This window comes from Caenimonas koreensis DSM 17982 (genome assembly GCF_009646335.1).
Lineage (GTDB): Bacteria > Pseudomonadota > Gammaproteobacteria > Burkholderiales > Burkholderiaceae_C > Ramlibacter > Ramlibacter koreensis.
In genome coordinates, this window is sequence record NZ_WJBU01000006.1 from 233,968 (window position 1) to 248,296 (window position 14,329).

Sequence of the window (14,329 nt, forward strand, 5' to 3'; positions counted from 1 at the left end):
GCAAACGATGGCTGAATTCACCGAAATCTCTCCCAACGCCTCCGCGACAGCGAAGGTGACGAACTGGTTCGAGAACCGGTTTCCGACTGCATTTGCGGGTTACCGCACTCACATGTCGGAGTACTACGCACCGAAGAACTTCAACTTCTGGTACTTCTTTGGCGTGTTGTCGATGCTGGTGCTCGTCATCCAGATCGTCACGGGCATCTTCCTGGTGATGCACTACAAGCCGGATGCCGCCAAGGCGTTCGAGTCGGTCGAATACATCATGCGTGACGTGCCATGGGGATGGCTGGTGCGCTACATGCATTCGACAGGTGCGTCGGCATTCTTCATCGTCGTGTACCTGCACATGTACCGTGGCCTGATCTACGGCAGTTATCGCAAGCCGCGCGAGCTGGTCTGGATTTTCGGCTGCGCCATTTTCCTGACGCTGATGGCCGAAGCCTTCATGGGCTACCTGCTGCCGTGGGGCCAGATGTCCTACTGGGGCGCACAGGTGATCGTGAACCTGTTCTCCGCCGTCCCGTTCATCGGCCCTGACCTGGCACTGCTGATCCGTGGTGATTATGTGGTGAGCGATGCAACGCTGAACCGCTTCTTCAGCTTCCACGTGATTGCCGTGCCGCTGGTGCTGCTGGGCCTGGTGGCGGCGCACATCTTCGCGCTTCACGATGTCGGATCGAATAATCCTGATGGCGTTGAAATCAAGGGCCCGAACGCACCGAAGGACGCAGATGGGCATCCGCTCGACGGCATTCCGTTCCATCCCTTCTACACCGTGCACGACATTTTCGGCGTCTCGGTGTTCCTGATGGTCTTCTCTGCTGTCATTTTCTTCGCTCCAGAGGGCGGCGGCTATTTCCTCGAGTACAACAACTTCATCCCGGCTGATCCGCTGAAGACGCCGCTGCACATTGCGCCTGTCTGGTATTTCACGCCGTACTACTCGATGCTGCGCGCCATCACCACCGAGATGATGTATGTGTTGATCGCCTGCGTTGTTGCGGCCGGTGCTTTTGCAGTGATCAAGTCGCGCCTGCCAAGCGTCTTCAAGGCTGGTGCAGCTGTGGCCACGGTGGTCGCCGTCGCGTTGATGCTCGCCATCGACCCGAAGTTCTGGGGCGTTGTGGTCATGGGCGGCGCCGTGATGATCCTGTTCCCGCTTCCCTGGCTCGACCAAAGCCCTGTGAAGTCGATCCGTTACCGGCCGAGCTGGCATATGTGGGTCTATGGCCTGTTTGTGATCAACTTTGCCGTGCTGGGCTACCTCGGCACGCAGCCGCCGTCGCCCATTGGCGAGCGAGTCTCACAGGTCGGCACTCTGTTCTATTTCGGCTTCTTCCTGCTGATGCCGTGGTGGAGCCGGTTGGGTGAGTTCAAGCCCGTACCGGATCGCATTACCGTTCCGGCGCATTGAAACGGAAGACCAGAAGAATGAAAAAACTCATCCTGATCCTCGTTGCTGCGCTGGGCTTTGTCACGGCTGCGCAAGCGAGCGAAAACGCCATGGCCTGGGACAAGGCGCCCAACCGAATGAACGACCTTCAGTCGTTGCAAAACGGCGCCAAGCTGTTCGTCAACTACTGCCTGAATTGCCACTCGGCGACCTTCATGCGCTACAACAGGCTGCGTGACCTGGGCCTGACGGAGGCGCAGATCAAGGACAACATGCTGTTCACGACCGACAAGGTGGGTGACACCATGAAGGCCACGATTGACCCCAAGCAGGCCAAGGAATGGTTCGGTGGCAATCCTCCTGACCTGACGTTGATTGCGCGCTCGAGGGCCGGTAGCGGTGGCACTGGCACCGACTATCTCTACACCTACATGCGCACGTTCTATCGTGACCCGAGCCGTCCGACCGGCTGGAATAACTTGGCATTTCCGAATGTGGGGATGCCGCACGTGTTCTGGCAGCTGCAGGGCGAGCGTGAACCCGTTTTTGAAACCAAGGACGTGCATGGCCATGAAGCCAAGGTACTGACGGGTTGGAAACAGGTTACGCCGGGTACGATGTCACAGCTGCAGTACGACGAAGCGGTGGGCGATCTCGTGAACTACCTGCAGTGGATGGCAGAGCCTGCCCAGAATTCACGTGTCCGCGTGGGCGTTTGGGTATTGCTGTTCCTCGGTCTCTTCGCGGTGGTCGCGTGGAGACTGAACGCGGCGTTCTGGAAGAATATTTAACGAGGATCCAGCGCGGCCCGCTGACGCGGGTGCGCGCCCTTGTGGCACGGTCCGGCTTTTGCCCGACCGTGTTTTCACTTTGAGTCTAGGAGTCAACCATCATGATGGTGCTGTATTCGGGAACCACTTGCCCCTTCTCCCACCGCTGCCGCTTCGTGCTGTTCGAAAAGGGAATGGATTTCGAGATCCGCGATGTCGATCTGTACAACAAGCCAGAAGACATCAACGTGATGAATCCCTACGGCCAGGTTCCGATCCTCGTTGAGCGCGACCTGATCCTGTACGAGTCGAACATCATCAACGAGTACATCGATGAGCGTTTCCCGCATCCTCAGCTGATGCCCGGCGACCCCGTTGATCGTGCCCGCGTGCGTCTGTTCCTTCTCAATTTCGAGAAAGAGCTGTTCGTTCACGTCAGCACACTCGAGTCGCGCGCAGCCAAGAGCAACGAGAAGGCGCTTGAAAAGGCCCGCTCGCACATCCGTGACAGGCTGACGCAGCTCGCACCGGTGTTCCTCAAGAACAAGTACATGCTGGGCGACAATTTCTCGATGCTTGACGTCGCGATTGCGCCGCTGCTCTGGCGCCTTGACTACTATGGCATTGAGCTTTCCAAGAATGCAGCGCCCCTGCTGAAGTACGCAGAGCGAATCTTTTCGCGGCCGGCCTACATTGAAGCTTTGACGCCGTCTGAAAAAGTGATGCGCAAGTAAACGTCGCCGCTCTTCAAGCTCCTGTGCTGATGAATGCCCTCGAATCGACATCAACGCGCCCCTATCTGATTCGGGCGCTTTACGACTGGTGCACCGACAACGGCCTGACGCCGTACGTCGCTGTGTTGGTTGATGACTCGGTTCAAGTGCCGCGCGAGTACGTGAAGAACGGTGAGATCGTGTTGAACATCAGCTTCGACGCGACAAGCTCGCTCAAGCTCGGCAATGAATTCATCGAATTCAAGGCCCGTTTCGCCGGCACCGCCCGAGAGATCATGGTTCCCGTCAGCAGGGTGATCGCGATCTATGCGCGCGAAAACGGACAGGGCATGGCTTTTCCCGTGCCAGTGTCCAGTGCTGGCGGCGAGGAGCCTGCCGCAAGGCCGTCGCCTTTGAGCAGCGTGCCCGCAGCGGGCAACCATGCCGAGGAGGACCCGAAGGTTGTGCAACTCGTGTCGCCGGAAGGCTCAGCGGATGCACCTGATCCTTCAGCGGATCCCCCTAGGCCGCCAAGCGGCCCTCGCCCGGCACTCAAACGCATCAAGTAAGGCCGTTCTAGAATTCTTACCTCGCCGATTTAGCTCAGTGGTAGAGCAACCGCCTTGTAAGCGGTAGGTCGTCAGTTCGATCCCGACAATCGGCACCAATTTCATTGTTCAAGGGGCTCCCCGTGAAACTCGCTGTCCTTATTCCCCTGATCGCGTTGGCCGGGTGCGCCTCGCAGGACTACGGCTCATGGCTTGGCGAGGTCGGGCGCCTGCCAAGCCCCCGTATGCAGATGGCAGAGCAGGAAGCCGCCGTCTTGACCGCCGAGGCGATTCGCCTGCGCGCTGACGCAGAACAGTTGCGTGTACAGATCGACGGCGAGCCCGATCGCGTGAAGCGCATGGATCGCTATGTCGAACTCAAGATGGTCAACGACGAGCTGGCGCCCATCGAGCGCCGCCTCACTGATGCGGGACGCCTTTCGCGCTCCAGAACGCCGGGCTGAACTGCCGGCCTTGCCGTTTTCGATGCTCCACTGCCATTGGCGGCGGTGAGCCACCCGGGGTAGACTCATCTGCGACAAGAGATGGACGCAGTCGACCTCAATTTCACCTATTCGATCGTTGGGCCCCCGCAGAGCGTGGTCCTGGGCAGCCGCATGGCGCCCAGGGACTACTCATCGAATGGAGTCGACATCGACATGCGGCAGGCGCGCCACAAACTGCGCGAAGCATGGCTCGAATGGTGGTTCTTGCGCAGCGGCGACGACTGGATAGGCCGTGCGCGCAGCCGGCCACGCCGGATCCGCCTCTGGCTGGAGAGTCACGGGCTCCTGCTGGCAGGAATCGGTCTTGCGCTGTTGCTGGCGGAGCTGGCGGCAGCTGGCATCTGGTTGCTTTTGCAGGTGCATTGAGCACGATCGGGCACTGAGCCAATGACTACCTCCGAGGATGTCCTCACCATCGATCCGGTCGCCATGAATGTGGTGAACCGCATCGCATATGGGACTGTTCTCCAGGGTGACGTCAGTTTTGAGGGGGGCGTCCTGGTGCAGGGCCAACTGGGCGGCGAAGTGCACGTCAAAGGGCGTGTGATCGTCTGGCAGGGCGGGCTGCTCAAGGGGCGCGTGCGCGTCTTCGGCGATATGTACATCTTTGGCCAGCTCGGCGAGCCGGGCGCCGGGCCTGACGGTACGCAAGTGGAGTGCATGGGCACGCTGTACCTTGCGAACACCGGCGTTTCCACCGCGAGCGTGACGGCGCGCCACCTCATGATGTACGAGGGAGCCGATCTGCAAGGCCCATTCATGACGCTCAGGCCGGGCAAGTCGCTGCCAGTGCTTGGCGAACGCATTCCTTCGGCCCAGGCCGCACCACCCCAGTGGAGCGGCGTGCCCACCGGAAATATCTGACTGGAACAGGAGCCCATAAATGTCCGATTCAAATCACCCGGCCGGCAACGGTCCCCACGACAAGGGCGGGCAGCAGAGTCCGGCCGTTGTTGCGCTTGGCTCAAAGATGCCGGTGCCCGCCAAGAAGGTGCCCGTCCTGGGGGCGGCCCCTGCGCACGACGCCGCTGCAGCGCCCGACGAGTCCAAGCAGGCACGCAGCGAGATTGCGCAAGGACTGAATTTCGTAGGTAACGCGGTGCTTCGCGGCGTCTGCACGGTCAAAGGGCACGTCGAGGGAAACCTCAAGCAGGCCGACGGTACCAAGGGCGCCGTGATCGTCACCGAGACCGGCTACGTCAAGGGCGACATCATTGCCGACCAGATTTCTGTCATGGGCCGCACAGAAGGGTTGATCGACGCCACGGGCGGATCCGTGTCGCTGCACGACTCGGCCAATGTGTCGGGGCACGTGCGCTACTTCCGCATCCAGGTCAATGGCAGCGAGCTCAATGCCACGCTCGAAAGGGCTCCCGGTGCTGCGGGCGCGGTGTCCAAGCCGGCTGAGGCGGCTGTCTCTGCACCAGCGCCCACAGTGGATCCGTTGCCTGAAGTCAAGTTTCCGCCAGGCTACCTCGACAACGCCGGCACGACGGGCGCACCATCATGACAACGCTCCGCTGCGCCGGCAGCAGGGCAGGCGGGTGCCTTGACTATTGACCTCGGGCGTGCAGGCCATTCCATCCAGCGAAGCGCTGCGGCAGGCGGCGCTTCAAGCCAGCTGGGCGCGCGACACCGCTGTGCGCCGCCGCAGGCTCACATGGCGTTGGGCCAAGTGGCTGGGAACACGCTGGATTTTTCCGGTGGTTGCAGCGGCTGCGCTCGGGTGGGTGCCTGCATCGTGGCGCGTCTCGCTGCCCCTCACGCGCAGCGAACTCTCCCAGCCCGCGGGTCTGCAACTCAGCCCCGGGATAAGTGCAGCAGCGCCGCCCATCGCGGCCCCGCCCGCAGGCGTCGAGCCGCAGCCCGGCATTTCACTCAGACCTGAACAGAAGTTGAAAACGAAGGAGAAGCAATGAGCGCAAAGTCAGAACCGACCACACCGCGGCTGGTCCCAGTCGAGAAGTTGACGGCCATCTCCAGCCTGGTGGCGCAAGGAGCCGTGTTCACGGGTCACTTCCAGTCGCCTCAGGATCTGGGCATCAAGATCGACGGTGTGCTTGAAGGCAACGTCATGTTTGGCCAGGGCGGCACGATCCACGTCGGGGTCTCCGGCGTGTTGCAAGCTACGCGCATGGAAGCCGACTACATCTACATCGAAGGCAAGGTCAGCGGCACGGTAGTTGCGCGCAAGGCGCTTGAAATCACCGGCACAGGCACCTTGCTGGGCGATGCGAGCTACGACGATGTGATCGATATCCATCCGCGCGCGCGCCTTCGCGGCAAGGTCGAATATCGCGGCGATATCGACGGGCAAAAGCCCGACTGAACAAGCTCGGCCCGGCGCGGTCTGACTACTTTCCTGCTAGTTGGACCTTCAGGCGAATTGAGTTAACCTGCGTCCCCCGGGCTCGCAGCTGAGTCAGCAACGCCGGGACCACCTGCCGCAATTTGGCAGCGGCTGAGTTGCTGTCGACCAGCAGGCACCAGGCATCCCCATCGATGGGGCCTGGCCGAACGGCAGGCCGCAGCTGCGCAGGGATCAGCATTTCGATGGCCTGGAGCCGTTCGCCTGATTCGCGGGCGAGCTGCGCGAGCTGCGCCAACATGGGCGCACCCTCGGCAGCCTGGAGCAGTGAAACAGGGTGCAGGCGGCGGTTCATGCAATAACAGTCGAACGAGGGGATATCAGTGCATTTCATTATCACGGATGCGTGGCTCGCCAAGAGCCGCGCCGTGCACTTGAGTGGCACCAAGCTCGTCATGGCCCTGATGGGGCTGTCGCTTGCGTTGATGCTCATGTCGGCAGGGCTTTATCACTGGGTGTTCCTCAAGGGTGCTCGTGAGGGGTGGCCGGTGATTGGCACGCTGGTGCGGCTGGTCGTCAAGGACGAGTTCGAGCAGCGCGACCGTTTCATGCGCGAAAACCTTGACGCCATGGCCCGCAAGCTCGGCGAGATGCAAGCCAAACTGGTGCAGCTCGAATCACTCGGCGAGCGCGTATCGGGCCTGGCAGGTATCAACCCCGCTGAGTTCAAGGGCACACCCCATCAGGGCGGAGCGCTCGTAGAGGGCCGTCCGCTCTCGCTGGAAGAGTTGCAAGCCACGCTTGCGGATCTTGAGAAGTCAACCGGCCATAGCAACGACCTGATGACGGTGATGGAATCGCGCCTTTTCGACCAGCGCATCAAGAACATGATGGTGCCTACGCAGCAGCCCGTGAAAGAGGGGCATCTGGGCTCCAATTTCGGCTGGCGCATCGATCCGTTCACAGGCAGGTCCGCATTGCACACGGGCCTTGATTTCCAGGCAGATCCCGGCGCCGCCATTCTTGCTGCCGCCGGTGGCATCGTGGTCACCCAGGAAGTTCATCCTGCGTACGGCAACCTGATCGAAATTGATCACGGCAATGACCTGATCACCCGGTATGCCCACGCGTCACGCATCTACGTGAAGAAGGGTGACCTCATCAAGCGCGGCCAAAAAATCGCCGAGGTAGGCACGACGGGCCGCTCAACAGGGCCGCACCTTCACTTCGAGGTGCTGGTGCAAAGCGTCCCGCAAGACCCGCAGAAGTTCCTGTCGGCGGGCAGCAACCTGCCCGTGATTCAGACAGCGAAGCTGGGCAATGGCCCCCAGCAGGGCGCGACCCGCAGGTAAAATCACTGGCTTTGCTGTTGCCCTGCGGTCTTGCTTTGGACGCGGGCAGCCCCCAGCTTCCAAGCTGACAACAACTACGGAATTGCGCTGCCGTGCGGCCAGATGGCCGGCCGGGCAGCATCGCGTGCATGGCCAAGAACATCCTGACGACAATTTTCGGCTCGCGCAACGACCGACTCCTCAAGCAATATCGCCGCGTTGTCGAGCGCATCAATGCGCTGGAGCCCGAGCTCGAAAAGCTCAGTGAAGCGCAATTGCGCGGCAAGACTGACGAGTTCAAGGCGCGGCTTGCCAACGGCGAAACGCTCGACGACCTTCTTGCCGAAGCATTCGCCGTGGTGCGCGAGGGCTCCAAGCGCTCGATGAAGATGCGCCACTTCGACGTGCAGTTGCAAGGCGGCATGTCGTTGCACTACGGCAAGATTTCCGAGATGGGCACGGGCGAAGGCAAGACGCTGACCGCAACGCTGCCGGTCTACCTGAATGCCCTGACGGGCAAGGGCGTCCACGTCGTCACGGTGAACGACTACCTGGCCAATCGCGACGCGATGTGGATGGCCAAGCTCTACAACTACCTGGGCCTGACAGTCGGCGTGAACCTGCCGAACATGTCCCGCGAAGACAAGCAGGCCGCCTACCGCAGCGACATCACCTACGGCACGAACAACGAATTCGGTTTTGACTACCTGCGCGACAACATGGTGTACGAGGCGGGCGACCGTGTGCAGCGCGGGCTGAACTACGCGATCGTCGACGAGGTTGATTCGATCCTGATCGATGAGGCGCGCACGCCGCTGATCATCAGTGGCCAGGCAGAAGACCACACCGACTTGTACCTCGCCATCAACCGTGTTGTGCCGCTGCTCACCAAGCAGGAAGGTGAAGCGGATCCTCGCACTGGCGAAGGCATCATCCGCCCGGGCGACTTCACCGTCGACGAAAAGAGCCACCAGGTCTTCATGACCGAGCAGGGGCACGAGAACGCCGAGCGCATCCTGTTCAACCTGGGCCTCATTCCCGAAGGTGCTTCGCTGTACGACCCGGCAAACATCACGCTGATGCACCACCTGAATGCCGCACTTCGCGCCAACCACCTGTATCACCGCGACCAGCATTACGTGGTGCAGGACGGCGAAGTCGTCATCGTTGATGAATTCACGGGCCGCCTCATGTCGGGCCGCCGCTGGAGCGACGGCTTGCACCAGGCCGTCGAGTCCAAGGAAGGCGTTGCGATCCAGCCGGAGAACCAGACGCTGGCCTCCATCACGTTCCAGAACTATTTCCGCCTCTACAACAAGCTGTGCGGCATGACGGGTACGGCCGACACCGAAGCATACGAATTCCAGGAAATCTACGGCCTGGAGACGATCGTCATTCCGCCGAACAGGCCGAGCAAGCGCACCGACCAGCTCGATCGCGTCTACAAGACCACGCGCGAAAAATACGAAGCCGCGATCAAGGACATCCAGGAGTGCTATTCGCGCGGCCAGCCCGTGCTCGTGGGCACGACCTCGATCGAGAACTCGGAAATCATCGACGAGCTGCTTAACAAGGCAGGTCTTGAGCACCAGGTGCTCAACGCGAAGCAGCACGCCCGCGAAGCTGAAATCGTCGCACAGGCTGGCCGGCCGAAGATGATCACCATCGCCACCAACATGGCGGGCCGCGGCACCGACATCGTGCTGGGAGGCAACATCTCGAAGGTCATCGAGGCGATCGAGAATGACGAGTCGCTCGACGCCGGCACGAAGCAGGCGCGCATTGCGCAAGTGCGCGAAGACTGGCAGCGCGAACACGAAGCGGTCAAGGCACAAGGCGGCTTGCGCATCATCGCGACCGAGCGCCATGAGTCGCGCCGTATCGACAACCAGTTGCGTGGCCGTTCGGGCCGCCAGGGCGACCCGGGTTCGTCGCGCTTTTACCTGTCGCTCGACGATCCGCTGATGCGCATCTTCGCGGGTGATCGCGTCAAAGCGATCATGGATCGGCTCAAGATGCCTGACGGCGAGGCGATCGAGGCCGGCATCGTCACGCGCAGCATCGAAAGTGCCCAGCGCAAGGTCGAGGCCCGCAACTTCGACGTGCGCAAGCAGCTGCTCGAATACGACGACGTGTCGAACGACCAGCGCAAAGTGATCTACCAGCAGCGCAACGACATCATCGACGCCGCCGACCTGTCCGCACAGATCGCGAGCCTGCGTCAGGGCTGCTTCACCGACCTCGTTCATCAGTACGTGCCCTACGAGACGGTGGAAGAGCAGTGGGATCTGGCGGGCCTGGAAAAGGTGCTGGCCGATGAGTGGGGCATCAGCCTCGCGCTGCAGCAGGAAGTGCAGGCGGCCAGCAGCATCACCGACGAGGACATCCTCGAAAAGGTCCTTGCTGCTGCCAACCAGGCATTCGATGCCAAGGTCGAACAGATCGGGGCAGAGAACTTCACACAGTTCGAGCGGATCGTGCTGTTGCAAAGCATCGATACGCATTGGCGCGAGCATCTCTCGGCACTCGACTACTTGCGCCAGGGCATTCACTTGCGCGGCTATGCGCAAAAGCAGCCCAAGCAGGAGTACAAGCGCGAGGCATTCGAGCTCTTCGGCCAGCTGCTCGACTCTGTCAAGAACGAAGTGACCAAGGTGCTGATGACGGTGCAGGTGCAGTCCGGCGAACAGCTCGAACAGGCGGCCGAGGACATGGAAAGCCGGGCCGAGCGAATCGCCAACGTCACCTACACGGCGCCAACTGAAACCGGCGAAGTCGAAACCAAGATCGACGAGGCCACGACGCGGCGTGAGCCGTCGGCAGTTGCGTTGGCCGCTGCGGCGGTCGCCAATGCTCCGCATGTCGGTCGCAATGATCCCTGCCCGTGCGGAAGCGGCAAAAAATACAAGCAGTGCCACGGCAAGCTTGCATAGGCGTGTGTGGTGCCATAAGGCAGTGCTTTTTGGTGCTACTTTAGTATAAGCACTAGCGGAAATTGTCTCCGTTTACGATGAGCCCCCTGTTAATGTTGACAGGGGTCTACCGTAACTTTTTGGCAAAAACCTCTTCAATGGCAACACCAAGTTTTTATGGGTGTGACATGGAAGACGTCGTTACAAGGAGCATTGCCCCCGCGCGCGAACCGCAGATGCCAACTGCCCTGCGCCAGCGCATAGATCGCGAATTCACCAACCGATGGAATGATGAGTGGGGCGGCAGGTTCGTCCTGCACGGCAAAGGCGCTGCACCCGGTGCCGTCCGGCTGGACGGCAATGACTACCTCGCCGTGACCGGCCACCCGGAGATCGTGCAGGCACAGGTCAATACGCTGCGGCAGGATACGGGCTCGGTCGTGCAATCGGGTGTGTTCTTGCTGGATGGACATCCGGCGCACCAATTCGAAAGAGCCATGGCTGACTGGGTTGGCAAGGAAGACGGGATTCTTTGCCAGTCCGGTTACCTCGCCAATATGGGGTTGCTGCAGAGCATTGCCGATGAATCGACCCCGGTCTACCTCGACAGTCTTGCTCACATGTCCCTGTGGGAGGGAGTGCGAGCAGCCAAGGCACCCGGCCACGCATTTCGCCACAACGATCCTGCGCATCTCGCACGAATGATCGAGCGGCACGGCGCCGGAATTGTCGTTGTCGACTCGGTCTACAGCACCACAGGCGCACTGTGCCCGCTGCTTGAAATTGTGGAAGTGTGCGAGAGCGCCGGCTGCACCATCGTGGTGGACGAATCGCATTCGCTGGGAACCCACGGGCCGCAAGGGGCAGGCCTGTGCGCCCAGCTCGGCCTGACGAGCCGCGTGCACTTCATTACCGCGAGCCTGGCGAAGGCTTTCGCCGGTCGCGCGGGTTTCTTCACGGTACCGGCGTGCATGCGCTACTACGTGCAGTCATCGAGCTTTCCCAACATCTTCAGCTCATCGCTGCTGCCCCATGAAGTGGCGGGGCTGCATGCGACGCTGCAAGTCATCCGGCGCAGCGACGATGCCCGCCAGCGCCTGCGCGACAATACGCGGCGGCTACGCGCCAGCCTGACCGACGCGGGTTTTCCGATTCATCAAGGCTCGGAGCAGATCATTTCGCTGGAGGCGGGCAGTGAGCCGGCTGCGATGGTCCTGCGGGACATGCTGGAAGAGCGTGGGGTTGTTGGCGCCATCTTTTGTGCGCCCGCCACGAGCAAGAACCGCGCAATGGTGCGTTTGACACTGACTGCCGGCTTGACGCAGGCCGAGCTTGAACACGTGGAAAACGTTGCGCGCGCAATTGCACCGGTGGTCAAGCCGTGGGAGTGGCCGATTGCACGACGCAATCGCGCTGCCCGCCTACAGGGCGCCAGCGCCGCGCACCAGGCCAACTTTCAACCCTGAACGTTGCGGTTGCCCTGTCGGTCCAGCCAGCCGCTGTAGCTGTTCGCCGGGTCGGGGCAGTACGCGGGGTCCACTGCGAACAGCGAGCCGATCAGCGTGCCCACATGGCCGACCGCAAAGGCCGGATTCAGCTCGGGCGGCCCTTTGCGGCCAAGCGCCTGTCGCAGCTCCAGGTCGATCAGCTTGTGGCCGTTTCGAATGTCTTCGCGGCCCTCGGGGCTGATGCCTTCGAGCTCGGCCAGCTCTGCCAAGGCTGCCAGGCCCTCGGTCGTTTCCAGCTGAAGCCAGGTCACGGCCCCGGCAGCGTCCATGCCCATCACGCCGAACGGGTCACCGATCACGACGTGCTCGATCCATCGACGAGAAGCAAGCGATGTCAGGTCGTGGCTCACCGATGGCATCCGCAAAAGCGCGTTTTGCTCTGGCGTGAGTGTGACGCGCCATGTTTGCGAGTGCCGCGCGTTCGGGGCGCAGAGCAAGTGGTCGATAGCGTCAATGAGGCGGCGCGAAATGTCCGGCGTCTGTTTGGCGATGAACTGGTCGATCAGGCCCTTGTTGAAAGCGCGCACGGCAACTTGCTCATCTGCCTGGCCCGTCAGGAGCACGCGTGAGCCCGGCCAGTCCACCAGCTCGCCGAGGACCGTGAGGCCATCCATCGCCGGCATCGAATAGTCGACCACACACACCCGCGTGAGCGCATAGCGCTCGGTGTACTTCGACCAATAGGCCAGGATCTGCGGAATCAGCGGTTTGCCACCGCGCCAGTGGTCGATAAGCTGCTGCTGGTTCCAGGCATCTGCCTCCCAGAAAGGCGGCTCCTGCTGCAGGTAGTTGATGCACTCGACGGGCCGCAGGAACAGTTTGACGTGCCAGTGCCGCGGCAACACCATCCCGAGCATTTCGAGGTAGTCCGGATCGTCGTCAAGGAACACAACGGTGCCGGGTCTGTGAAAGAGGGGGAAACTCATGGTGCGAACTGTTCCGGGCCGGTGTGCCTAGCCCAAGGCGGGCAAGTCGATGACGAAAGTCGCGCCACGCCCGACTTCGGACCTGACGCGAATGGTGCCATGAGCGTTGCGAATGACCTGCTGGCAAAAGGCAAGGCCCAGGCCGTGGCCAGTGCCGCTGTAGGTTGAAAAGAATGGCTCGAAGATTCGCGTCTGCATTTGTGGCTCGACCCCCATGCCTTTGTCGGTAACGAATATGCGGCCCCGCCCGCCACTGGACTCGACACCGATGACCAGGTCGCCCGGCTGGCTTGCGTTGCTCGCTGCGGCCAGTGAACGAAGCGCATTCTTGATCAGATTGTCCAGGACCTGCTTGAATAGCGACTGCAACCCAAGAAAGCGAAAGTCCTGGGCGACGGCGAGCGTCACGCTGTCGCGCTCGCGGCTACTCTTGAAAGGGTAGCTCGTCACCGTCTCGCGAACCAGATCGGCGGCCGACACCGCTTCGGTATAGCCCGGCAGGTGCATCAGGCGCGCATTGGCAATCTGCGAGTCGATCTGGTGGTTCATGTTGCGCACCAGCGTGTGAAGGCGCGTGGCCAGCTGCACGTGCATGGGGTCGGGCGTGTTCGTGGCGGTACCGCGCAAGGCATCCCCAATGAGCGACATGGTGGCCAGGGGTGTGCGGAGTTCATGCGCCATGATGCCCATGGTAGCGAGGGTATTGGCCAGATGCTCGCGGCGCAAGTTGGCCGAAGACACGCTCAGCAGCATCCCCATGCTGATGCAGAACGCGAGCACCATGGTATTGACCCAGAAGAGTTCCCCTGTGATGGGCGCGACGTCCGGTCCCCAGAAGGCGAAGAGCACGCGCGCGACGAGCGCACCGGTCGCAATTCCGATGGTGGCGAGCCGCCAGTCAGTGGCGAAGTAGTACGCGAGGATCATGGCCGCCATGCTCGCCAGCCAAGCCTGGTTTCCGCCATTGCACAGGTACATCCAGCTGAACAGGAACGGCGACTCGAACCAAAGAACCCCGGTGAAAACGGCGCCTGACAATTTGCTCGTGGGGTCGCGGCTGATGCGCTCGCTGAGCAGCAGCAGGCCTGTCAGTGCAGTGAAGATGCGAAGCGGCAGGTTCTCATAGGGCTGCGGAAGCCATACCGCCCAGATGAACCAGAACAACGGATGACCCAGGAGCGTGAACAGTCCCAGGCCCTTCATGCGAAGCGGCGACGGGTGCAACACGGGCACCAGAGGGGCAACGATGGCTTCTTCCTTCAGCCAGCGAGTGAAGTGTGTCCACGCTGACGGACCACGCGCCGAGGCATTCAGGAGGGCGCGGGTGTGGCGCGTGGTGTCTTGGGGCAAGAGGTGCCGATCTGCTGATGGGAATGGAGCGTGCTATTGTCCCGGTTCTTTCAAAACA

General features: G+C 61.5%; 16 protein-coding genes and 1 tRNA gene. 14 read left to right on the top strand and 3 right to left on the bottom strand.

The features are described 5' to 3' along the window. Positions 1-7: 7 nt before the first annotated feature. From GHT07_RS07815 to GHT07_RS07865, 11 genes are all read left to right on the top strand, one after another. Entirely contained in the window at positions 8-1,420 is a 1,413-nt protein-coding gene (locus tag GHT07_RS07815) for a cytochrome b (RefSeq protein WP_153584508.1), read from the top strand. A 17-nt stretch (positions 1,421-1,437) separates the two neighbouring features. Next, positions 1,438-2,190: a cytochrome c1 gene (locus tag GHT07_RS07820; protein ID WP_153584509.1), complete on the top strand. Its 753-nt coding sequence runs from the start codon at positions 1,438-1,440 to the stop codon at positions 2,188-2,190. 101 nt (positions 2,191-2,291) lie between these two features. Further along, entirely contained in the window at positions 2,292-2,903 is a 612-nt protein-coding gene (locus GHT07_RS07825) for a glutathione S-transferase N-terminal domain-containing protein (RefSeq protein WP_153584510.1), read from the top strand. 29 nt (positions 2,904-2,932) lie between these two features. Continuing rightward, positions 2,933-3,451, top strand: coding sequence for a ClpXP protease specificity-enhancing factor (locus GHT07_RS07830; protein WP_194792874.1), 519 nt, complete (start codon positions 2,933-2,935; stop codon positions 3,449-3,451). A gap of 23 nt (positions 3,452-3,474) precedes the next feature. Next, positions 3,475-3,549 (top strand) — tRNA-Thr (locus GHT07_RS07835). Between the two features lie 24 nt (positions 3,550-3,573). Next, positions 3,574-3,894 (top strand): hypothetical protein, encoded by a 321-nt coding sequence (locus GHT07_RS07840; RefSeq protein WP_153584511.1) that lies wholly within the window; start codon positions 3,574-3,576, stop codon positions 3,892-3,894. Positions 3,895-3,975: 81 nt separating this feature from the next. Beyond that, positions 3,976-4,302, top strand: a complete 327-nt coding sequence (locus GHT07_RS07845) for a hypothetical protein (RefSeq protein WP_153584512.1) — start codon at positions 3,976-3,978, stop codon at positions 4,300-4,302. A 21-nt stretch (positions 4,303-4,323) separates the two neighbouring features. Next, on the top strand, positions 4,324-4,800 hold the full coding sequence (locus GHT07_RS07850) for a bactofilin family protein (protein WP_153584513.1): 477 nt from the start codon (positions 4,324-4,326) through the stop codon (positions 4,798-4,800). A 19-nt stretch (positions 4,801-4,819) separates the two neighbouring features. After that, the gene (locus tag GHT07_RS07855) at positions 4,820-5,446 is read left to right on the top strand and encodes a bactofilin family protein (RefSeq protein WP_153584514.1); all 627 of its coding nucleotides are present in this window, start codon (positions 4,820-4,822) and stop codon (positions 5,444-5,446) included. Between the two features lie 58 nt (positions 5,447-5,504). Further along, positions 5,505-5,855, top strand: a complete 351-nt coding sequence (locus tag GHT07_RS07860; RefSeq protein WP_153584515.1) for a hypothetical protein — start codon at positions 5,505-5,507, stop codon at positions 5,853-5,855. Next, the gene (locus tag GHT07_RS07865; protein WP_153584516.1) at positions 5,852-6,265 is read left to right on the top strand and encodes a bactofilin family protein; all 414 of its coding nucleotides are present in this window, start codon (positions 5,852-5,854) and stop codon (positions 6,263-6,265) included. Before GHT07_RS07860 ends, GHT07_RS07865 begins: the two co-directional genes overlap by 4 nt. Before the next feature lie 25 nt (positions 6,266-6,290). Here the strand turns inward: GHT07_RS07865 and GHT07_RS07870 are convergent, their stop codons facing one another. Beyond that, entirely contained in the window at positions 6,291-6,599 is a 309-nt protein-coding gene (locus GHT07_RS07870) for a DciA family protein (RefSeq protein WP_153584517.1), read from the bottom strand. A 28-nt stretch (positions 6,600-6,627) separates the two neighbouring features. On the opposite strand from GHT07_RS07870, the gene GHT07_RS07875 reads away from it, so the two are divergent. From GHT07_RS07875 to cqsA, 3 genes are all read left to right on the top strand, one after another. Further along, entirely contained in the window at positions 6,628-7,596 is a 969-nt protein-coding gene (locus tag GHT07_RS07875; RefSeq protein ID WP_323740837.1) for a M23 family metallopeptidase, read from the top strand. 128 nt (positions 7,597-7,724) lie between these two features. Continuing rightward, positions 7,725-10,508 carry a preprotein translocase subunit SecA gene (gene secA / locus GHT07_RS07880; RefSeq protein WP_153584518.1) on the top strand — a complete coding sequence of 928 codons (2,784 nt, stop codon included), beginning with the start codon at positions 7,725-7,727 and terminating at the stop codon, positions 10,506-10,508. A 167-nt stretch (positions 10,509-10,675) separates the two neighbouring features. Beyond that, on the top strand, positions 10,676-11,953 hold the full coding sequence (gene cqsA, locus GHT07_RS07885) for an alpha-hydroxyketone-type quorum-sensing autoinducer synthase (protein WP_153584519.1): 1,278 nt from the start codon (positions 10,676-10,678) through the stop codon (positions 11,951-11,953). Here cqsA and GHT07_RS07890 read toward each other — a convergent pair. Then, positions 11,944-12,921 carry a response regulator gene (locus GHT07_RS07890; protein WP_153584520.1) on the bottom strand — a complete coding sequence of 326 codons (978 nt, stop codon included), beginning with the start codon at positions 12,919-12,921 and terminating at the stop codon, positions 11,944-11,946. The two genes, cqsA and GHT07_RS07890, sit on opposite strands and share 10 nt — an antisense overlap. Positions 12,922-12,948: 27 nt before the next feature. Further along, positions 12,949-14,271 (bottom strand): sensor histidine kinase, encoded by a 1,323-nt coding sequence (locus GHT07_RS07895; RefSeq protein WP_228488235.1) that lies wholly within the window; start codon positions 14,269-14,271, stop codon positions 12,949-12,951. Positions 14,272-14,329: the final 58 nt, after the last annotated feature.

Excerpts from the sequence above, each read along its gene's own strand:
- GHT07_RS07865 (WP_153584516.1), top strand. The coding sequence starts at position 5,852 with ATGAGCGCAAAGTCAGAACCGACCACACCGCGGCTGGTCCCAGTCGAG.
- GHT07_RS07870 (WP_153584517.1), bottom strand. The coding sequence starts at position 6,599 with ATGAACCGCCGCCTGCACCCTGTTTCACTGCTCCAGGCTGCCGAGGGT.
- GHT07_RS07845 (WP_153584512.1), top strand. The coding sequence starts at position 3,976 with ATGGACGCAGTCGACCTCAATTTCACCTATTCGATCGTTGGGCCCCCG.
- GHT07_RS07830 (WP_194792874.1), top strand. The coding sequence starts at position 2,933 with ATGAATGCCCTCGAATCGACATCAACGCGCCCCTATCTGATTCGGGCG.
- GHT07_RS07820 (WP_153584509.1), top strand. The coding sequence starts at position 1,438 with ATGAAAAAACTCATCCTGATCCTCGTTGCTGCGCTGGGCTTTGTCACG.
- GHT07_RS07890 (WP_153584520.1), bottom strand. The coding sequence starts at position 12,921 with ATGAGTTTCCCCCTCTTTCACAGACCCGGCACCGTTGTGTTCCTTGAC.
- GHT07_RS07815 (WP_153584508.1), top strand. The coding sequence starts at position 8 with ATGGCTGAATTCACCGAAATCTCTCCCAACGCCTCCGCGACAGCGAAG.
- GHT07_RS07855 (WP_153584514.1), top strand. The coding sequence starts at position 4,820 with ATGTCCGATTCAAATCACCCGGCCGGCAACGGTCCCCACGACAAGGGC.
- secA (WP_153584518.1), top strand. The coding sequence starts at position 7,725 with ATGGCCAAGAACATCCTGACGACAATTTTCGGCTCGCGCAACGACCGA.
- GHT07_RS07825 (WP_153584510.1), top strand. The coding sequence starts at position 2,292 with ATGATGGTGCTGTATTCGGGAACCACTTGCCCCTTCTCCCACCGCTGC.
- cqsA (WP_153584519.1), top strand. The coding sequence starts at position 10,676 with ATGGAAGACGTCGTTACAAGGAGCATTGCCCCCGCGCGCGAACCGCAG.
- GHT07_RS07850 (WP_153584513.1), top strand. The coding sequence starts at position 4,324 with ATGACTACCTCCGAGGATGTCCTCACCATCGATCCGGTCGCCATGAAT.